At 50.7% G+C, this 21717-nt stretch carries 5 protein-coding genes, 4 tRNA genes, 6 rRNA genes and 1 riboswitch; of the genes, 3 read left to right on the top strand and 12 right to left on the bottom strand.

Annotation, left to right across the window (positions count from 1 at the left end):
• The first annotated feature begins 19 nt into the window (after positions 1-19).
• Positions 20-1795: a PglL family O-oligosaccharyltransferase gene (locus ACS18Q_RS01510; RefSeq protein WP_441257290.1), complete on the top strand. Its 1776-nt coding sequence runs from the start codon at positions 20-22 to the stop codon at positions 1793-1795.
• Positions 1796-1854: 59 nt separating this feature from the next.
• Here the strand turns inward: ACS18Q_RS01510 and ACS18Q_RS01505 are convergent, their stop codons facing one another.
• Positions 1855-2976, bottom strand: coding sequence for a pyridoxal-phosphate-dependent aminotransferase family protein (locus ACS18Q_RS01505; RefSeq protein WP_154180664.1), 1122 nt, complete (start codon positions 2974-2976; stop codon positions 1855-1857).
• Between the two features lie 177 nt (positions 2977-3153).
• A riboswitch (Lysine riboswitch) is annotated at positions 3154-3331 on the top strand.
• Positions 3332-3438: 107 nt separating this feature from the next.
• On the opposite strand from ACS18Q_RS01505, the gene lysC reads away from it, so the two are divergent.
• The gene (lysC, locus tag ACS18Q_RS01500; RefSeq protein WP_441257289.1) at positions 3439-4785 is read left to right on the top strand and encodes a lysine-sensitive aspartokinase 3; all 1347 of its coding nucleotides are present in this window, start codon (positions 3439-3441) and stop codon (positions 4783-4785) included.
• An 85-nt stretch (positions 4786-4870) separates the two neighbouring features.
• Here the strand turns inward: lysC and metH are convergent, their stop codons facing one another.
• Complete coding sequence (gene metH, locus ACS18Q_RS01495; protein WP_394624190.1) at positions 4871-8551, bottom strand: methionine synthase; 3681 nt, start codon at positions 8549-8551, stop codon at positions 4871-4873.
• Positions 8552-8742: 191 nt separating this feature from the next.
• On the opposite strand from metH, the gene ACS18Q_RS01490 reads away from it, so the two are divergent.
• Positions 8743-10086 carry a cation:proton antiporter gene (locus tag ACS18Q_RS01490; RefSeq protein WP_038150628.1) on the top strand — a complete coding sequence of 448 codons (1344 nt, stop codon included), beginning with the start codon at positions 8743-8745 and terminating at the stop codon, positions 10084-10086.
• A 669-nt stretch (positions 10087-10755) separates the two neighbouring features.
• Here ACS18Q_RS01490 and ACS18Q_RS01485 read toward each other — a convergent pair.
• The 10 genes from ACS18Q_RS01485 to ACS18Q_RS01440 all read right to left on the bottom strand — a co-directional run bounded on the left by ACS18Q_RS01485 (position 10756) and on the right by ACS18Q_RS01440 (position 21532).
• Positions 10756-10832, bottom strand: a tRNA-Asp gene (locus tag ACS18Q_RS01485).
• Positions 10833-10864: 32 nt separating this feature from the next.
• Positions 10865-10980 (bottom strand): 5S ribosomal RNA (gene rrf / locus ACS18Q_RS01480).
• 94 nt (positions 10981-11074) lie between these two features.
• Positions 11075-13965: ribosomal RNA gene (locus ACS18Q_RS01475) — 23S ribosomal RNA — on the bottom strand.
• A gap of 290 nt (positions 13966-14255) precedes the next feature.
• Positions 14256-14331, bottom strand: a tRNA-Ala gene (locus ACS18Q_RS01470).
• A 42-nt stretch (positions 14332-14373) separates the two neighbouring features.
• Positions 14374-14450, bottom strand: a tRNA-Ile gene (locus ACS18Q_RS01465).
• Positions 14451-14515: 65 nt separating this feature from the next.
• A 16S ribosomal RNA gene (locus tag ACS18Q_RS01460) occupies positions 14516-16068 on the bottom strand.
• 346 nt (positions 16069-16414) lie between these two features.
• Positions 16415-16530, bottom strand: a 5S ribosomal RNA gene (rrf, locus tag ACS18Q_RS01455).
• Between the two features lie 94 nt (positions 16531-16624).
• A 23S ribosomal RNA gene (locus tag ACS18Q_RS01450) occupies positions 16625-19515 on the bottom strand.
• Between the two features lie 290 nt (positions 19516-19805).
• Positions 19806-19881 (bottom strand) — tRNA-Glu (locus tag ACS18Q_RS01445).
• A gap of 98 nt (positions 19882-19979) precedes the next feature.
• Positions 19980-21532 (bottom strand): 16S ribosomal RNA (locus ACS18Q_RS01440).
• Together the 16S, 23S and 5S rRNA genes with 4 tRNA genes alongside form the textbook arrangement of a ribosomal RNA operon.
• Between the last annotated feature and the right edge of the window lie 185 nt (positions 21533-21717).

The raw sequence follows: 21717 nt of genomic DNA, 5'->3' as shown, positions 1-21717 counted from the left end.
CATTTGGTTGTGAGACATTATGGCAACATTGTTACTGAGTGGCACTCAACTCGAACCGCAAGCACCCAGTGTTCCGTTGAATAAACCGTTTCTGCTTGCGTTGGGGGGCGTGTACCTGCTCGCCATGCACTTTTTTATGCCCAATCCGGGCGGCGCCGGATTGGCATTATCGTTCAATGTCACCACGTGGCTGGTACTGAGCATTGCGCTCGCCGTTGGCCTCTATCAACTGGCCAATTCCCGTAAGCTGCGTTACTCCAAACTGACGGTCGTATTTGTACTCAGTTGCGTGATCATGACGCTGCCAATGTGTTACACCAACGCCAATTGGCAAGGCGCACTGAGCCGCTTGACCGGACTATGGGCTGGGATGCTGTTGTTTGTTGTGCTCCAGCAATTTTATTTCAGCAACAAACACAAACAACGCTTGCTCTGGTTCATCGTTCTGGCTTGTCTGATAGAAGCCGCCTTTGGCCTGTTTCAATACTTTGAGCTCAAACCCGGCAATCTCTTTGGCTACAACACCACGGCTAATCGTCCTTACGGCATTTTCCAACAACCGAATGTGATGGCCAGCTTCTTGGCCACGGGGTTGGTACTTTCAGGGTATCTCCTCGCTCGCCAGCCCAAGAAATACAACAAACACCTCAGTGAAGTCAGCCTGCTCTATTTAACCCCGCTCATGACGCTCCCCCTGCTGGTTGTGCTGGCATCGCGGACAGGGTGGTTGTCGGCCCTCTTCGGGGTGGCGTTAATTCTGCCGTATCTCTACCGCTTTTCAACGCGTCAGCGTTTTATCAACTGGCTGCTGGCCACCCTCGCTGGTGTCCTTCTCGGTCTCGCCGCAGGGCACTCTGCGGGCACTGCGCAATTGATTGAGCAAAAAGCTGATTTGGACAGTCCGCGCCGTTACACCTTTCCTCAAGCAGTGGACATGCTGATCGAGAAACCATTTACCGGTTACGGTTACGGGAATTTCGAAGCCAAATACATGTTGTATACCGCGCGTCAGCATCAACTGAACAACCGCTACCCGCCCGGTTTACCTGCGATGGATCATCCGCACAATGAAATCCTGTATTGGGGTGTCGAAGGTGGATTGCTGCCGATCCTCGGCATGGCGATTGCGGCAGGATTTGTGTTGATGCGCATCCGTTCGGCCAAAAAAGGTACGCGACTGGCGATGTTTGCGCTGTTGTTGCCGATGGTGCTGCACAGCCAGTTGGAATATCCGTTTTATCACTCTGCCATTCACTGGATTACCTTTGTGATCCTCCTATTTTGGATCGACCAGCGCGTCGCAAAATATCGCTTTGCGCGCTTTAGCAAAATCAGCAAGTCCGCCCTGCGCATCACCAGTTTGTTGCTGCCGTTCTTGACGGCGGTGTATATGCTCAGCGCATTACACACCAACTACATTCTGATGAAGTTTGAAGGCTCGCATCCAAAGAATCCGGATCTGTTGAATCAGGTCACCAATCCCGTGGTATGGCAGGATCGCTATGATTGGGACGTCTACAGCACTTACCTCAATATCGGTTTGTACAATCAGCAGCCGCAATACATTCAGCCTTATATTGATTGGTCGTTGGCGATCATCAAACACAAACCTCGCCCTGCGTTTTACAGCAACCTGATTCTGGCCTACCAAGGCTTGGGCGATCACAGCCGCGCCGAACAGATCCGTGCCGAAGCAGAATTCCTGTTTCCTCGTCAAGACTTCACCACTGTGCACTACGAGCCGCCCTCTGCGGCGGTCTCGAGCGTACCGAATCTGGATGAAGATGACGAATAAAAAAGGTGGCCTCAGCCACCTTTTTTGCAGTAAAACTTTTTGCCATGCAACGTCGCCATTTATTGCGTCAGAGCATCTTCCAAAGCCTTAAGACATAGCGCAATATTTTCCGCTCGCGCGCCATAACCCATCACGCCAATGCGCCACGCTTTCCCCGCCAACGCCCCCAAACCTGCACCAATTTCTAAGTTGTATTCATTCAATAGATGATTGCGCACCGCGGCATCATCAACCCCGTCAGGAATGTAAACCGTATTCAACTGCGGCAAACGACTGGCTTCGTCCACCACAAACGTCAATCCGAGCTGTTCCAGCCCCGTTTTGAGTTTCTCGTGCATCTGCCGATGGCGTGCCCACGCGCTTTCCAGCCCTTCATTTTTCAGCATCAATAACGCTTCATGCAGCGCATATAAACTATTCACAGGAGCAGTATGGTGATAGCTGCGTTTACCCTGCCCGCTCCAATACCCCAGCACCAAACTCTGATCGAGGAACCAGCTTTGAATCGGCGTCTTGCGTGACTGTATTTTCTCAATCGCTTGAGCAGAGAACGTCAGCGGCGATAAACCCGGTGCACACGACAAACACTTCTGGCTACCCGAATACACTGCATCCAGTTGCCACTCATCCACCAGCAACGGCACTCCGCCGAGTGAAGTCACCGCATCGACAATCGTCAACATGCCATGCTGCTTTGCCAATGCGCCCAACGCTTGGGCATCACTGCACGCGCCGGTCGAGGTTTCCGCATGCACAAATGCCAGAATCTTCGCATCAGGATGTTGTGCGATCGCGTCAGCCACTTTGTCAACCGAGACGGGGGCGCCCCATGCATCATCCACAATCACCACATCGCCACCGCAACGCACCACGTTTTCACGCATGCGCTCACCAAACACACCGTTGCGGCACACGATCACTTTATCGCCCGGTTCAACCAAGTTGACGAAACACGCTTCCATGCCCGCACTGCCTGGCGCGGAGACTGCAATGGTAAAATCGTTCTGAGTTTGGAATGCATATTTCAACAACTGCTTGAGTTCATCCATCATGCCGACAAACAGCGGGTCCAAGTGGCCAACTGTTGGGCGGCTTAATGCCTGCAAAACCTGAGGGGAAATATCCGATGGCCCCGGGCCCATCAAAATGCGGTGTGGGGGAATGAAACTGCGGATGGTCATAAGTGCTCCTTGCTTTGGGGGTTGAGGAAAATCAAGGTTAATCCAATTCGTTCGCCACCACAATTCGACGGAGGTCTAGAGGTCGAACCACTGTCACATTCAGTGCATAATTATTTTCATTTGCTAAGACATTTACGATTGACATTAAGTACATAAACCCGTTCAATGTCTGAGCTATCTAGCAGAAGAGGAGCACTGCCCAGGCAGGTGTTTTGTGGAGCCTCAACTCCAAAACAGAACACTCAGGGGGAGCAGTGCCGAGATGGATCAGAATTGTGGTTCTGGTTTGTCGGTTGAATGGGCTGAATCCCTTCAACTGTCATCAGTACAACGCTGATGAAGAGCTTCTGAGGAAACCTGTCAAAGTACACCTCTCTTTTTTGCTCTAAGAACACTCTCTTCAAAACATTGGACGTTGGATTACCAACCATTTTATTTTCTGGGAAGTCTGGGAGAAATGCCGTGAGTGCATTCAATGTCGCCAAATTTGGCGGTACAAGTGTTGCAAATTTCGAAGCCATGAGCCGTTGCTCTGCCATCATTGAAAACAATCCACACACCAAATTAGTGGTCAGCAGTGCCTGCTCAGGTGTGACCAACCTATTGGTTGAACTGGCCAATGGCGTGCAAGAGTCAGAACAACGCGCCCTGATCCTCAAACAGTTGGCAGATATTCATCATGCCATCATTGACCAATTGGCGGATCCGACTCAGGTCGAAAAAGAGGTACACACGATTTTAGACAGCGTCGCGAGCGCGGCTGAAGCAGCCTCGTTTCAATCCAGCAAAAAACTAACCGATCATCTAGTGGCGTGTGGTGAGCTGATGTCGACGCATATTTTGGCGCAACTGATGCGCGAGCGAGGCATCAATGCGGTACGTTTTGATATTCGCGACGTGCTGCGCACCGATGATCATTACGGCCGTGCGGAACCTCAGCTCGACGAGATTAAGCGTCTGGCAAAAGCAACACTGGTGCCTTTGTGCCAGCAAAACGTGGTTATCACGCAAGGCTTTATTGGTTCAGATGAACAAGGCAACACCACCACACTAGGGCGTGGCGGCAGTGACTATTCCGCGGCGCTGATTGCCGAAGCTGTTGAAGCCAGCGGACTTGAGATCTGGACGGATGTCCCAGGCATCTACACCACCGATCCACGCATTGCCCCCAAAGCGGCCCCTATTCCAGAGATTAGCTTCAGCGAAGCGTCAGAGATGGCCAACTTTGGCGCCAAGATCCTGCACCCTTCGACGCTGGTTCCGGCGATTCGTCACGGTATCCCGGTGTTTGTCGGTTCGTCAAAAGAGCCAGAAAAAGGCGGCACTTGGATTCGCCAAGAAGTAGAAAACTCGCCACAATTTCGCGCCTTGGCCCTGCGCTGCAACCAAACCATGGTGACCCTGCGCAGCGCCAAAATGTTCCACGCTTACGGCTTCCTCGCCAAAGTGTTTGAGGTGCTGGCCAAGTACAAAATCTCCGTCGATCTGATCACCACCTCAGAGATCAGTGTTTCGCTCACATTAGACAAAACCGACACCGCTGGCGGCGCACCGGAGCTGCCGCAAGAGGCTCGTGCAGAACTGGAAGAATTGGCGACAGTCGAGGTGGAACACAACCTGTGTCTGGTGGCGTTGATCGGTAACCAGATGGAAACCAAAGGCTACGCCAAACAAGTATTCAGCACATTGGGTGACTTCAACCTGCGCATGATTTGCTACGGCGCCAGTGATCACAACCTGTGTTTCTTGGTCGATGCCCCCGTGTCGAAGAACGTGATTCAGAAACTGCATGAAGATCTGTTCGAGTAATAAGTCGCTTTCATGAGTCACACGCATAAAGAAAAGGTCACCCGAGGGTGACCTTTGTTGTTTCTGTGCTGTGCTATTTCAGTACTTAGCCGTTGATATTGGGCCCAAGCCATTTTTCAGCTTCGAGGTGATCCCACCCTTTGCGCTGAGCGTAGCTTTGCACCTGATCATCTTGAATCTGCGCAATGGCAAAGTAGCGTGAATCCGGATGCGAGAAATACCAGCCCGACACTGATGCACCCGGCCACATCGCATAACTGGTGGTCAGCGACATGCCAATCGTCTCTTCAACCTTAAGCATCTCCCACAGGGTGCCTTTCTCAGTATGCTCAGGACACGCGGGATAACCGGGCGCTGGACGAATCCCCTGATATTTTTCGCGAATCAGTTCGTCGTTCGACAGGTTTTCATCCGTCGCGTAGCCCCAAATCTCTTTGCGCACTTTTTCATGCAGGTATTCCGCAAATGCTTCAGCCAAACGATCCGCCACCGCTTGAATCATGATCGCATTGTAATCATCGCCCTGCGCTTTGTATTGATCCGCCAACTCACGTTCGCCAATCCCGCCCGTGACCGCAAATGCACCAATCCAATCCTTTTTACCACTCGATTTCGGCGCGATGTAATCCGACAAGCAGTAGTTTGCTCCTTTGGGCTTGTGGGTTTGCTGGCGTAGGTTATACAGCGTGTGCGCCACTTCCGTACGCGACTCATCGCGGTACACTTCAATGTCATCCCCGACACTCGCGGCTGGGAACAACGCGCACATACCGCTGGCTTTGAGTAACCCCTCTCGTTCAACCTTGTCCAGCAATTCGTTGGCATCTCTAAACAGACGCTGCGCCTCCTCGCCCACTTCTTCGTGTTGCAAGATCGCAGGGTATTTACCCATCAGCGACCAGGTCATGAAAAATGGCGTCCAGTCGATGTACTGACGCAATGTAGATAGCTCAAAGTGTTCAAACACATGGACGCCAGGTTTGGCTGGCACTGGCGGTGTGTAGCTATCCCAATCAATCGGCGCCTTATTTGCCCGAGCTTCCGCAAGTGTCACCGGACGCGTCTTCGGCGTTTTACGCGCATGTTGATCACGTGTGCGTTCGTAGTCCAAATCCAATTTTTCAATAAAGGCTGGACGCAACTCATTCGACAGCAATGAGGTACACACCCCCACCGCGCGTGAGGCATTGTTTACATACACCACAGGCTGATGATAGTTTTGCTCAATCTTCACCGCGGTATGCGCTTTCGAGGTCGTCGCACCGCCAATCAGCAACGGCAAATCAAACCCTTGACGCTCCATTTCTTTGGCGACGTGTACCATTTCATCCAGCGATGGTGTGATCAGACCAGACAAACCGATGATGTCGACGTTCTGCTCACGCGCCACTTTAAGGATCTGTTCACACGGCACCATCACACCCAAGTCAATGATTTCGTAGTTATTACACTGCAATACCACACCGACAATGTTCTTACCGATGTCATGCACATCGCCTTTCACTGTCGCAAGCAGGATCTTACCGTTGGTTGAGCCCGATTGTTTTTCAGCATTGATATACGGTTCTAAGTGCGCCACCGCCTGCTTCATCACGCGCGCCGACTTCACCACCTGCGGCAGGAACATTTTGCCTTCGCCAAATAGATCGCCCACCACGTTCATGCCGTCCATCAGCGGGCCTTCAATCACTTCCAGCGGCTTGCTCGCATTGACGCGTGCTTCTTCGGTATCTTCAACAATAAATTCGGTAATCCCTTTGACCAACGCATGTTCCAGACGTTTCGCAACTGGCCAAGTCCGCCATTCAAGCGCAGACGCATCGTCCTGTTTGCCCACCGCGTTTTCGCGATACGCATCAGCAATCTCCAGTAGGCGTTCGGTCGCGTCGTTGTGACGGTTGAGGATCACATCTTCGACCGCTTCCCGCAGCGTCTCTGGCACGTTGTCGTAAATTTCCAGCTGGCCGGCATTCACGATGCCCATGTCCATGCCGTTTTTGAAACAGTGATACAGGAACACCGCGTGGATCGCTTCACGCACATAGTTGTTGCCGCGGAAGGAGAACGACACGTTGGAGACACCGCCAGAGATCATGGCATGCGGCAAATCGCGTTTGATGTCCGCAACCGCGTTAATAAAGTCGAGCGCATAGTTATTGTGTTCATCGATACCGGTCGCGACCGCGAAGATGTTCGGGTCAAAAATGATGTCCTCTGGTGGGAAACCCACTTCATCAACCAGAATATGGTAAGCGCGGCGACAGATTTCTAATTTACGTTCACGAGTATCGGCTTGGCCAACTTCATCGAACGCCATCACAATCACCGCGGCGCCGTAGCGACGTACGAGTTTCGCCTGTTGAACGAATTTCTCTTTTCCCTCTTTGAGGGAGATGGAGTTCACGATACCTTTACCCTGAATGCATTTCAGGCCCGCTTCGATGACTTCCCACTTGGATGAGTCGACCATCACCGGAACTTTCGAAATCTCTGGCTCCGACGCACAGAGGTTCAGAAAGCGCACCATACAAGCTTCGGCATCTAACATGCCTTCATCCATGTTGATGTCGATGATCTGCGCGCCATTTTCGACCTGTTCACGCGCGACATCGAGCGCTTCGTCATACAGCTCTTCTTTAATCAGGCGCTTGAAACGTGCCGAACCGGTCACGTTGGTGCGTTCCCCCACGTTCACAAACAGCGTTTCTTTGGCGATGTTCAGCGGCTCAAGGCCCGAGAGACGACATTCCACATTGAGCGTTGGCAACGCGCGAGGCGTCACGCCTTCCACGGCTTTCGCCATTGCAGCAATGTGTTCCGGCGTCGTCCCACAACAGCCGCCCACTAAATTGAGGAAACCCGTTTTGGCCCATTCTTCAATGTGCTCGGCCATCTCCTCTGCGGAAAGGTCGTATTCACCAAAGGCATTGGGTAAGCCGGCGTTGGGGTGAGCAGAGACATGACATTCGGCAATACGTGATAACTCTTCCACGTATTGACGTAGTTCGTCAGGACCCAAAGCACAGTTCAAGCCAAAAGAAATTGGGCGCACGTGACGCAGGGCGTTATAGAAGGCTTCTGTGGTTTGGCCCGACAACGTACGACCAGAGGCATCCGTAATGGTGCCTGAAATCATCACGGGCAATTCAATGCCCAACTCTTCAAATACCGACTCGACCGCAAACGCACACGCTTTGGCGTTCAGTGTATCGAAGATGGTTTCAATCAGGATGAGATCACTGCCGCCCTTAATCAGTGCGCGCGTCGATTCAGAATACGCTTCAACCAACTGATCAAAGGTGACATTTCGATAGCCGGGGTCGTTCACATCCGGTGAAATCGAACACGTACGGTTGGTTGGGCCAAGCACGCCAGCCACATAGCGAGGTTTATGCGGCGTTTTCGCCGTCCATTCGTCTGCCGCTTCACGCGCGAGCTTCGCTGCTGCCAAATTGATCTCAGCACTCAGCGATTGCATGTCGTAATCCGCCATCGCAATGGTGGTGGCATTGAAGGTGTTGGTTTCGAGTATGTCGGCGCCCGCTTCGAGGTAAGCGGTATGAATCTCTTTGATCAACTGAGGCTGAGTAAGTACCAACAGGTCATTATTTCCCTTCAGATCACTGTGCCAGTCGGCAAAACGTTCACCGCGATAATCCTGCTCTTCCAGCTTATATCCTTGGATCATGGTGCCCATACCACCGTCGATCAACAAGATTCGCTGTTGCAGTTGCGATTCAATTTGGTGTCTTACATTAGTTCCCACAATACAGCCTCATTCCTTTTGCTTTTTTCCCATCCTATCACACATTGAATAGAAATCTAGACGTCTAAAACAGCAAATTTACTCGATTCATTGACCCGCGAATTGATAAAAGGGTATATAAAAAAGTGTTTGCTATTTACCCAGCATCGAAGGACAATTTCGTTCATATTTTGTTACACAACGAGAAGAAAATGTCGGTCTACTATACTCTGTGCTTTCTATCTGCTGCGGCAATGATGATCGCCTTTTTAAACAGTAAGATAGGTAAGATGCAAACCACGATTGCAATCACTGCCGGGTCCATGTTGCTTTCCTTACTTATCCTCATCGCCGGTCAGAATAACTGGTTTCATCTGACTCAAATTGCTACTGAAACAGTCACCAGCATCAACTTCGAAAACTTCCTCCTCAAAGGCATTTTAGGATTCCTTCTATTTGCCGGTGGTCTGGGCATTAAACTGCCGAACCTGAAAGATCAAAAGTGGGAAATTACGGTTTTAGCACTGGGTGCGACGCTCTTCTCAACCTTCTTCATTGGTTTCGGTCTCTACGGCCTCTGTCAGCTTATCGGTATCCAATTTGATTTAGTCTACTGCCTGCTGTTTGGCGCACTGATTTCACCAACCGACCCCATCGCTGTTCTGGCCATCGTCAAAAAACTCAACGCCCCAAAACGTATTTCCACGCAAATCGAAGGCGAATCGCTGTTTAACGACGGCTTTGGTCTGGTGATCTTCGTGACCATCTTTACCATCGCATTCGGCCATGAAACACCAACCGTCGGCAGTGTGTTTGGTTTGTTTGCACAAGAAGCCATGGGCGGCATTCTGTATGGTTTCGTATTGGGTCTAATTTTCCACTACTTGATCAGTGCCACTGACGACCACTCCATGGAGCTGTTACTGACCATTGGTATTCCAACCGCAGGTTATGTGTTTGCTGATGTGATTCACGTCTCTGGCCCGCTAGCAATGGTAGTGTCGGGCATCATGATTGGTAACTGGACCCGCTTTATCGGTTTCTCGAAAGAGAGTGAAGAACATTTGGATCACTTCTGGGAATTGGTCGACGAGTTCCTCAACGGCGTACTGTTCCTGCTGATCGGTATGTCGATGCTGCTATTTGAATTCCACGAGGAAGACTGGATCATGATGGCCATCTCGATTCCACTGGTTCTGTGCGCGCGTTACCTGAGTGTGTTCGTGTCTTACATCGGTTTTAAGCGTTACCGGAAATACAACCCTTGGTCGATTAAGATCCTGACATGGGGTGGCTTGCGCGGTGGTTTGGCGCTCGCAATGGCACTATCAATTCCATCTGGCATGATGGTGATTCCAGACAAGCTCATTGACGTGAAAGAGCTGATTCTGGTGATGACTTATTCCGTGGTGGTATTCTCTATCTTGATTCAAGGGTCAACCATTACCCCAATGATTGAGAAAGCGAAGCAAGCTGAAAAAGAAATGGAACACGAACTGCAGGTTGCGAAAAGCGAGGCAGAACAAGCCAAAGAACAGCAAGAACAAAACGTTTAAAGGCACCATCGTCATCCATGGTGAAAGCAGCAACTTAGTTGCTGCTTTTTTATTGCCGCCACATCCTTCCTCTTCCTTATCCAGTTATCGTAGGCATGTCGGTTGTTACGAACATAGGTAATCAGGGATGATCAACGTTGAGAACGCCTCGATAACCATTCAGCATCAGCATTTGATTCGTAAAATCACCCGCGTCAAAGCCGACCGAGTGCTGAAACAAATCCTCTGAGCGACTCCCTCCTCTTTGAGCCGATGCCTGTGCATCGGCTTTTTTGTCTCGACTCCCCCGCTCTTCTATCTCAACGTCTCAATACATCATCGAGCACTTCCTCAAATCACATGCTGTCTCATCGGTTTGTCATGCTGCTCAGACGATACCGCCCTTGAGAGACTCCCTATAGACCTCAGAATCGCACCATCAGCAATGGGGTCAACCAGTAATGGGGTCATTGGTGTGGAATCTAATCATGATGTGCAATTCATAAAAGGATAGGAGCGGAGGTGGCACGATGCTGTGTAGGTAACCTCATCAAGCCAGATAAACATAACGTGAGAAGGGGAAGGGGAGCTGAATGAGCAATCGCGCTGAGATAAAGGATAGAGATTCGGTGCGTTTTCTAAACGCCAGATAGCAAAAAACCCAGTCAAAGACTGGGTTTTCAAAATAAGTGGCGGAGCGGACGGGACTCGAACCCGCGACCCCCGGCGTGACAGGCCGGTATTCTAACCAACTGAACTACCGCTCCGCACTGGTTAGACTCAAGAGTCTAAATTTAAAGCCTGGCGATGTTCTACTCTCACATGGGGAGACCCCACACTACCATCGACGCTGTTTCGTTTCACTTCTGAGTTCGGAATGGAATCAGGTGGGTCCAAAACGCTATGGTCGCCAAGCAAATTCTTAAAATTCGGAAAGCTGTTTTCTATTCTCTCAACACATTCTTATGCGCTTAGCTTTGAGTCCAGTACAAAACCCCTTGGGTGTTGTATGGTTAAGCCTCACGGGCAATTAGTACAGGTTAGCTCAACGCCTCACAACGCTTACACACCCTGCCTATCAACGTTCTAGTCTCGAACAACCCTTTAGGACAGTTAAACTGTCAGGGAAGACTCATCTCAGGGCTCGCTTCCCGCTTAGATGCTTTCAGCGGTTATCGATTCCGAACTTAGCTACCGGGCAATGCGTCTGGCGACACAACCCGAACACCAGAGGTTCGTCCACTCCGGTCCTCTCGTACTAGGAGCAGCCCCCTTCAATCTTCCAACGCCCACGGCAGATAGGGACCGAACTGTCTCACGACGTTCTAAACCCAGCTCGCGTACCACTTTAAATGGCGAACAGCCATACCCTTGGGACCGACTTCAGCCCCAGGATGTGATGAGCCGACATCGAGGTGCCAAACACCGCCGTCGATATGAACTCTTGGGCGGTATCAGCCTGTTATCCCCGGAGTACCTTTTATCCGTTGAGCGATGGCCCTTCCATTCAGAACCACCGGATCACTATGACCTGCTTTCGCACCTGCTCGAACCGTCATTCTCGCAGTTAAGCGGGCTTATGCCATTGCACTAACCTCACGATGTCCAACCGTGATTAGCCCACCTTCGTGCTCCTCCGTTACTCTTTGGGAGGAGACCGCCCCAGTCAAACTACCCACCAGGCACTGTCCTCAACCCGGATAACGGGTCTAAGTTAGAACATCAAACATACAAGGGTGGTATTTCAAGGTCGGCTCCAACGCAACTGGCGTCACGTCTTCAAAGCCTCCCACCTATCCTACACATGTAGGTTCAATGTTCAGTGCCAAGCTGTAGTAAAGGTTCACGGGGTCTTTCCGTCTAGCCGCGGGTACACTGCATCTTCACAGCGATTTCAATTTCACTGAGTCTCGGGTGGAGACAGCGTGGCCATCATTACGCCATTCGTGCAGGTCGGAACTTACCCGACAAGGAATTTCGCTACCTTAGGACCGTTATAGTTACGGCCGCCGTTTACCGGGGCTTCGATCAAGAGCTTCGACCGAAGTCTAACCCCATCAATTAACCTTCCGGCACCGGGCAGGCGTCACACCGTATACGTCATCTTACGATTTTGCACAGTGCTGTGTTTTTAATAAACAGTTGCAGCCACCTGGTATCTGCGACTCTCATCAGCTCCATCCGCGAGGGACTTCACCATCAAGAGCGTACCTTCTCCCGAAGTTACGGTACCATTTTGCCTAGTTCCTTCACCCGAGTTCTCTCAAGCGCCTTGGTATTCTCTACCCGACCACCTGTGTCGGTTTGGGGTACGATTCCTTACAATCTGAAGCTTAGAGGCTTTTCCTGGAAGCATGGCATCAATGACTTCACATCCGTAGATGCTCGACGTCGTGTCTCAGCCTTAAAGAGAGCCGGATTTACCTAACTCTCAAGCCTACGCACTTGAACCTGGACAACCGTCGCCAGGCCCACCTAGCCTTCTCCGTCCCCCCATCGCAATTGTAAGAAGTACGGGAATATTAACCCGTTTCCCATCGACTACGCTTTTCAGCCTCGCCTTAGGGGTCGACTTACCCTGCCCCGATTAACGTTGGACAGGAACCCTTGGTCTTCCGGCGGGGAGGTTTTTCACCCCCCTTGTCGTTACTCATGTCAGCATTCGCACTTCTGATACCTCCAGCATGCTTTACAACACACCTTCAACGGCTTACAGAACGCTCCCCTACCCAATACGATAAATCGCATTGCCGCAGCTTCGGTTTACAGCTTAGCCCCGTTACATCTTCCGCGCAGGCCGACTCGACTAGTGAGCTATTACGCTTTCTTTAAATGATGGCTGCTTCTAAGCCAACATCCTAGCTGTCTGAGCCTTCCCACATCGTTTCCCACTTAGCTGTAATTTGGGACCTTAGCTGGCGGTCTGGGTTGTTTCCCTCTCCACGACGGACGTTAGCACCCGCCGTGTGTCTCCCGGATATTACTTACTGGTATTCGGAGTTTGCAAAGGGTTGGTAAGTCGGGATGACCCCCTAGCCTTAACAGTGCTCTACCCCCAGTAGTATTCGTCCGAGGCGCTACCTAAATAGCTTTCGGGGAGAACCAGCTATCTCCGAGTTTGATTGGCCTTTCACCCCTAGCCACAAGTCATCCGCTAATTTTTCAACATTAGTCGGTTCGGTCCTCCAGTTGATGTTACTCAACCTTCAACCTGCCCATGGCTAGATCACCCGGTTTCGGGTCTATATCCAGAGACTGAACGCCCAGTTAAGACTCGGTTTCCCTACGGCTCCCCTATATGGTTAACCTTGCCACTGAATATAAGTCGCTGACCCATTATACAAAAGGTACGCAGTCACCCCACAAAGGAGGCTCCTACTGCTTGTACGTACACGGTTTCAGGTTCTATTTCACTCCCCTCACAGGGGTTCTTTTCGCCTTTCCCTCACGGTACTGGTTCACTATCGGTCAGTCAGGAGTATTTAGCCTTGGAGGATGGTCCCCCCATATTCAGACAGGATAACACGTGTCCCGCCCTACTCGATTTCACTGAACATGCGCTGTCGGCTACGGGGCTATCACCCTGTTTCGCGGTCCTTTCCAGAACCTTCACCTGACGCATGTAAAGCTTAAGGGCTAATCCAATTTCGCTCGCCGCTACTATCGGAATCTCGGTTGATTTCTTCTCCTCGGGGTACTTAGATGTTTCAGTTCCCCCGGTTCGCTCTGTTAACCTATGTATTCAGTTAACAGTAACTGCTTATGCAGTTGGGTTTCCCCATTCGGAAATCTCAGACTCAAGTGGCTGTTACTGCCTAATCTGAGCTTATCGCAAGTTACTACGTCCTTCATCGCCTCTGACTGCCAAGGCATCCACCGTGTACGCTTAGTCACTTAACCATACAACCCGAAGGAGTTTCGGGTTGTTGTTAAACAACCTAGGTGTCACACATTTAATTTACATGAGTGTGTGACTGATTTTGCCGGACTCAATTTGAAGACTTACTGAATCAGTAAGCTTCGATACCAAGCACACTTGAATGTGTTTGTTGGTGTATTCCATTAAGGAATACATTGAGAACTTTACAAACAACAATAAATTGTTGTTTTGTCAGCTTTCCAAATTGTTAAAGAGCAGATTTTCTAATGAAAACCATGTTTAAGAACACTTAAGCAAATGTGCTTAAAGATGGTGGAGCTAAGCAGGATCGAACTGCTGACCTCCTGCGTGCAAGGCAGGCGCTCTCCCAGCTGAGCTATAGCCCCATCAGGTGTTGATACTGTGTGCCAATCCTCTGGGAGGAAGATTGGTGGGTCTGAGTGGACTCGAACCACCGACCTCTCGCTTATCAGGCGAACGCTCTAACCACCTGAGCTACAGACCCAGTATCGTCTCTAAAACGTATAAACCATCAATCTGTGTGAACACTCATCGCAATAATCATTCGTATAAGGAGGTGATCCAGCGCCAGGTTCCCCTAGCGCTACCTTGTTACGACTTCACCCCAGTCATGAACCACAAAGTGGCAAGCGTCCTCCCGAAGGTTAAACTACCTGCTTCTTTTGCAGCCCACTCCCATGGTGTGACGGGCGGTGTGTACAAGGCCCGGGAACGTATTCACCGTGGCATTCTGATCCACGATTACTAGCGATTCCGACTTCATGGAGTCGAGTTGCAGACTCCAATCCGGACTACGACGCACTTTTTGGGATTCGCTCACTTTCGCAAGTTGGCTGCCCTCTGTATGCGCCATTGTAGCACGTGTGTAGCCCTACTCGTAAGGGCCATGATGACTTGACGTCGTCCCCACCTTCCTCCGGTTTATCACCGGCAGTCTCCCTGGAGTTCCCGACATTACTCGCTGGCAAACAAGGATAAGGGTTGCGCTCGTTGCGGGACTTAACCCAACATTTCACAACACGAGCTGACGACAGCCATGCAGCACCTGTCTCAGAGTTCCCGAAGGCACCAAAGCATCTCTGCTAAGTTCTCTGGATGTCAAGAGTAGGTAAGGTTCTTCGCGTTGCATCGAATTAAACCACATGCTCCACCGCTTGTGCGGGCCCCCGTCAATTCATTTGAGTTTTAATCTTGCGACCGTACTCCCCAGGCGGTCTACTTAACGCGTTAGCTCCGAAAGCCACGGCTCAAGGCCACAACCTCCAAGTAGACATCGTTTACGGCGTGGACTACCAGGGTATCTAATCCTGTTTGCTCCCCACGCTTTCGCATCTGAGTGTCAGTATCTGTCCAGGGGGCCGCCTTCGCCACCGGTATTCCTTCAGATCTCTACGCATTTCACCGCTACACCTGAAATTCTACCCCCCTCTACAGTACTCTAGCCTGCCAGTTTCAAATGCAATTCCGAGGTTGAGCCCCGGGCTTTCACATCTGACTTAACAAACCACCTGCATGCGCTTTACGCCCAGTAATTCCGATTAACGCTCGCACCCTCCGTATTACCGCGGCTGCTGGCACGGAGTTAGCCGGTGCTTCTTCTGCAGCTAACGTCAAAGAATACCGCTATTAACGATACCCCCTTCCTCACTGCTGAAAGTACTTTACAACCCGAAGGCCTTCTTCATACACGCGGCATGGCTGCATCAGGCTTGCGCCCATTGTGCAATATTCCCCACTGCTGCCTCCCGTAGGAGTCTGGACCGTGTCTCAGTTCCAGTGTGGCTGATCATCCTCTCAGACCAGCTAGGGATCGTCGCCTTGGTGAGCCCTTACCTCACCAACTAGCTAATCCCACCTGGGCATATCCTGACGCGAGAGGCCCGAAGGTCCCCCTCTTTGAGCCGAAGCTATCATGCGGTATTAGCCATCGTTTCCAATGGTTATCCCCCACATCAGGGCAATTTCCCAGGCATTACTCACCCGTCCGCCGCTCGCCGCCCAACAAATCCCCCGAAGGTTCAATGTTGTCGCTGCCGCTCGACTTGCATGTGTTAGGCCTGCCGCCAGCGTTCAATCTGAGCCATGATCAAACTCTTCAATTTAAGATTTTGTGGCTCAATGAATACTGACTTCAAATTACCTTAGTAATTCAAAGCTATTATCGTTCCAACAGAACGATAATGAATTGACTGTGCCGATACCGAAGTATCGATTGGTCACTCAGTTCATTGATACCTAAGTTGATTCTTTAGAATCATCTTCGATTATCATCAACGAGTGCCCACACAGATTGATAGGTTTATATTGTTAAAGAGCTTTGCTTTCAGTGCGTTAGCACTTAGGCAGGACGCGTATATTACGCTTCACACCGTGAAAGTCAACATAAAACTCTAAGTTTTTTAGAGCTCTATGGTGACTTGCTTAAAGTTTAAGCAAGTGCAAATTAAAGCCTGGCGATGTTCTACTCTCACATGGGGAGACCCCACACTACCATCGACGCTGTTTCGTTTCACTTCTGAGTTCGGAATGGAATCAGGTGGGTCCAAAACGCTATGGTCGCCAAGCAAATTCTTAAAATTCGGAAAGCTGTTTTCTATTCTCTCAACACATTCTTATGCGCTTAGCTTTGAGTCCAGTACAAAACCCCTTGGGTGTTGTATGGTTAAGCCTCACGGGCAATTAGTACAGGTTAGCTCAACGCCTCACAACGCTTACACACCCTGCCTATCAACGTTCTAGTCTCGAACAACCCTTTAGGACAGTTAAACTGTCAGGGAAGACTCATCTCAGGGCTCGCTTCCCGCTTAGATGCTTTCAGCGGTTATCGATTCCGAACTTAGCTACCGGGCAATGCGTCTGGCGACACAACCCGAACACCAGAGGTTCGTCCACTCCGGTCCTCTCGTACTAGGAGCAGCCCCCTTCAATCTTCCAACGCCCACGGCAGATAGGGACCGAACTGTCTCACGACGTTCTAAACCCAGCTCGCGTACCACTTTAAATGGCGAACAGCCATACCCTTGGGACCGACTTCAGCCCCAGGATGTGATGAGCCGACATCGAGGTGCCAAACACCGCCGTCGATATGAACTCTTGGGCGGTATCAGCCTGTTATCCCCGGAGTACCTTTTATCCGTTGAGCGATGGCCCTTCCATTCAGAACCACCGGATCACTATGACCTGCTTTCGCACCTGCTCGAACCGTCATTCTCGCAGTTAAGCGGGCTTATGCCATTGCACTAACCTCACGATGTCCAACCGTGATTAGCCCACCTTCGTGCTCCTCCGTTACTCTTTGGGAGGAGACCGCCCCAGTCAAACTACCCACCAGGCACTGTCCTCAACCCGGATAACGGGTCTAAGTTAGAACATCAAACATACAAGGGTGGTATTTCAAGGTCGGCTCCAACGCAACTGGCGTCACGTCTTCAAAGCCTCCCACCTATCCTACACATGTAGGTTCAATGTTCAGTGCCAAGCTGTAGTAAAGGTTCACGGGGTCTTTCCGTCTAGCCGCGGGTACACTGCATCTTCACAGCGATTTCAATTTCACTGAGTCTCGGGTGGAGACAGCGTGGCCATCATTACGCCATTCGTGCAGGTCGGAACTTACCCGACAAGGAATTTCGCTACCTTAGGACCGTTATAGTTACGGCCGCCGTTTACCGGGGCTTCGATCAAGAGCTTCGACCGAAGTCTAACCCCATCAATTAACCTTCCGGCACCGGGCAGGCGTCACACCGTATACGTCATCTTACGATTTTGCACAGTGCTGTGTTTTTAATAAACAGTTGCAGCCACCTGGTATCTGCGACTCTCATCAGCTCCATCCGCGAGGGACTTCACCATCAAGAGCGTACCTTCTCCCGAAGTTACGGTACCATTTTGCCTAGTTCCTTCACCCGAGTTCTCTCAAGCGCCTTGGTATTCTCTACCCGACCACCTGTGTCGGTTTGGGGTACGATTCCTTACAATCTGAAGCTTAGAGGCTTTTCCTGGAAGCATGGCATCAATGACTTCACACCCGTAGGTGCTCGACGTCGTGTCTCAGCCTTAAAGAGAGCCGGATTTACCTAACTCTCAAGCCTACGCACTTGAACCTGGACAACCGTCGCCAGGCCCACCTAGCCTTCTCCGTCCCCCCATCGCAATTGTAAGAAGTACGGGAATATTAACCCGTTTCCCATCGACTACGCTTTTCAGCCTCGCCTTAGGGGTCGACTTACCCTGCCCCGATTAACGTTGGACAGGAACCCTTGGTCTTCCGGCGGGGAGGTTTTTCACCCCCCTTGTCGTTACTCATGTCAGCATTCGCACTTCTGATACCTCCAGCATGCTTTACAACACACCTTCAACGGCTTACAGAACGCTCCCCTACCCAATACGATAAATCGCATTGCCGCAGCTTCGGTTTACAGCTTAGCCCCGTTACATCTTCCGCGCAGGCCGACTCGACTAGTGAGCTATTACGCTTTCTTTAAATGATGGCTGCTTCTAAGCCAACATCCTAGCTGTCTGAGCCTTCCCACATCGTTTCCCACTTAGCTGTAATTTGGGACCTTAGCTGGCGGTCTGGGTTGTTTCCCTCTCCACGACGGACGTTAGCACCCGCCGTGTGTCTCCCGGATATTACTTACTGGTATTCGGAGTTTGCAAAGGGTTGGTAAGTCGGGATGACCCCCTAGCCTTAACAGTGCTCTACCCCCAGTAGTATTCGTCCGAGGCGCTACCTAAATAGCTTTCGGGGAGAACCAGCTATCTCCGAGTTTGATTGGCCTTTCACCCCTAGCCACAAGTCATCCGCTAATTTTTCAACATTAGTCGGTTCGGTCCTCCAGTTGATGTTACTCAACCTTCAACCTGCCCATGGCTAGATCACCCGGTTTCGGGTCTATATCCAGAGACTGAACGCCCAGTTAAGACTCGGTTTCCCTACGGCTCCCCTATATGGTTAACCTTGCCACTGAATATAAGTCGCTGACCCATTATACAAAAGGTACGCAGTCACCCCACAAAGGAGGCTCCTACTGCTTGTACGTACACGGTTTCAGGTTCTATTTCACTCCCCTCACAGGGGTTCTTTTCGCCTTTCCCTCACGGTACTGGTTCACTATCGGTCAGTCAGGAGTATTTAGCCTTGGAGGATGGTCCCCCCATATTCAGACAGGATAACACGTGTCCCGCCCTACTCGATTTCACTGAACATGCGCTGTCGGCTACGGGGCTATCACCCTGTTTCGCGGTCCTTTCCAGAACCTTCACCTGACGCATGTAAAGCTTAAGGGCTAATCCAATTTCGCTCGCCGCTACTATCGGAATCTCGGTTGATTTCTTCTCCTCGGGGTACTTAGATGTTTCAGTTCCCCCGGTTCGCTCTGTTAACCTATGTATTCAGTTAACAGTAACTGCTTATGCAGTTGGGTTTCCCCATTCGGAAATCTCAGACTCAAGTGGCTGTTACTGCCTAATCTGAGCTTATCGCAAGTTACTACGTCCTTCATCGCCTCTGACTGCCAAGGCATCCACCGTGTACGCTTAGTCACTTAACCATACAACCCGAAGGAGTTTCGGGTTGTTGTTAAACAACCTAGGTGTCACACATTTAATTTACATGAGTGTGTGACTGATTTTGCCGGACTCAATTTGAAGACTTACTGAATCAGTAAGCTTCGATACCAAGCACACTTGAATGTGTTTGTTGGTGTATTCCATTAAGGAATACATTGAGAACTTTACAAACAACAATAAATTGTTGTTTTGTCAGCTTTCCAAATTGTTAAAGAGCAGATTTTCTAATGAAAACCATGTTTAAAGATTCTAAAGGTAAAACCTTTAAAGATGGTATCCCGTAGGGGAGTCGAACCCCTGTTACCGCCGTGAAAGGGCGGTGTCCTAGGCCTCTAGACGAACGGGACACAGCAATGTGCTCGCGCTAAAGGGCAGAGGCACGAATCTCTTCACTTTATTAAACACTATCAATCTGTGTGAACACTCATCGCAATAATCATTCGTATAAGGAGGTGATCCAGCGCCAGGTTCCCCTAGCGCTACCTTGTTACGACTTCACCCCAGTCATGAACCACAAAGTGGCAAGCGTCCTCCCGAAGGTTAAACTACCTGCTTCTTTTGCAGCCCACTCCCATGGTGTGACGGGCGGTGTGTACAAGGCCCGGGAACGTATTCACCGTGGCATTCTGATCCACGATTACTAGCGATTCCGACTTCATGGAGTCGAGTTGCAGACTCCAATCCGGACTACGACGCACTTTTTGGGATTCGCTCACTTTCGCAAGTTGGCTGCCCTCTGTATGCGCCATTGTAGCACGTGTGTAGCCCTACTCGTAAGGGCCATGATGACTTGACGTCGTCCCCACCTTCCTCCGGTTTATCACCGGCAGTCTCCCTGGAGTTCCCGACATTACTCGCTGGCAAACAAGGATAAGGGTTGCGCTCGTTGCGGGACTTAACCCAACATTTCACAACACGAGCTGACGACAGCCATGCAGCACCTGTCTCAGAGTTCCCGAAGGCACCAAAGCATCTCTGCTAAGTTCTCTGGATGTCAAGAGTAGGTAAGGTTCTTCGCGTTGCATCGAATTAAACCACATGCTCCACCGCTTGTGCGGGCCCCCGTCAATTCATTTGAGTTTTAATCTTGCGACCGTACTCCCCAGGCGGTCTACTTAACGCGTTAGCTCCGAAAGCCACGGCTCAAGGCCACAACCTCCAAGTAGACATCGTTTACGGCGTGGACTACCAGGGTATCTAATCCTGTTTGCTCCCCACGCTTTCGCATCTGAGTGTCAGTATCTGTCCAGGGGGCCGCCTTCGCCACCGGTATTCCTTCAGATCTCTACGCATTTCACCGCTACACCTGAAATTCTACCCCCCTCTACAGTACTCTAGCCTGCCAGTTTCAAATGCAATTCCGAGGTTGAGCCCCGGGCTTTCACATCTGACTTAACAAACCACCTGCATGCGCTTTACGCCCAGTAATTCCGATTAACGCTCGCACCCTCCGTATTACCGCGGCTGCTGGCACGGAGTTAGCCGGTGCTTCTTCTGCAGCTAACGTCAAAGAATACCGCTATTAACGATATCCCCTTCCTCACTGCTGAAAGTACTTTACAACCCGAAGGCCTTCTTCATACACGCGGCATGGCTGCATCAGGCTTGCGCCCATTGTGCAATATTCCCCACTGCTGCCTCCCGTAGGAGTCTGGACCGTGTCTCAGTTCCAGTGTGGCTGATCATCCTCTCAGACCAGCTAGGGATCGTCGCCTTGGTGAGCCCTTACCTCACCAACTAGCTAATCCCACCTGGGCATATCCTGACGCGAGAGGCCCGAAGGTCCCCCTCTTTGAGCCGAAGCTATCATGCGGTATTAGCCATCGTTTCCAATGGTTATCCCCCACATCAGGGCAATTTCCCAGGCATTACTCACCCGTCCGCCGCTCGCCGCCCAACAAATCCCCCGAAGGTTCAATGTTGTCGCTGCCGCTCGACTTGCATGTGTTAGGCCTGCCGCCAGCGTTCAATCTGAGCCATGATCAAACTCTTCAATTTAAGATTTTGTGGCTCAATGAATACTGACTTCAAATTACCTTAGTAATTCAAAGCTATTATCGTTCCAACAGAACGATAATGAATTGACTGTGCCGATACCGAAGTATCGATTGGTCACTCAGTTCATTGATACCTAAGTTGATTCTTTAGAATCATCTTCGATTATCATCAACGAGTGCCCACAC

The organism is Vibrio sp. Vf1514 (genome assembly GCF_052076135.1).
GTDB lineage: Bacteria > Pseudomonadota > Gammaproteobacteria > Enterobacterales > Vibrionaceae > Vibrio > Vibrio furnissii.
Note: the sequence above shows the minus strand (reverse complement) of the source record. Positions and strands in the feature narration are given on the sequence as shown.

Coding starts and splice junctions, on each gene's coding strand:
- ACS18Q_RS01510 (WP_441257290.1), top strand. CDS start 20: ATGGCAACATTGTTACTGAGTGGCACTCAACTCGAACCGCAAGCACCC.
- ACS18Q_RS01490 (WP_038150628.1), top strand. CDS start 8,743: ATGTCGGTCTACTATACTCTGTGCTTTCTATCTGCTGCGGCAATGATG.
- ACS18Q_RS01505 (WP_154180664.1), bottom strand. CDS start 2,976: ATGACCATCCGCAGTTTCATTCCCCCACACCGCATTTTGATGGGCCCG.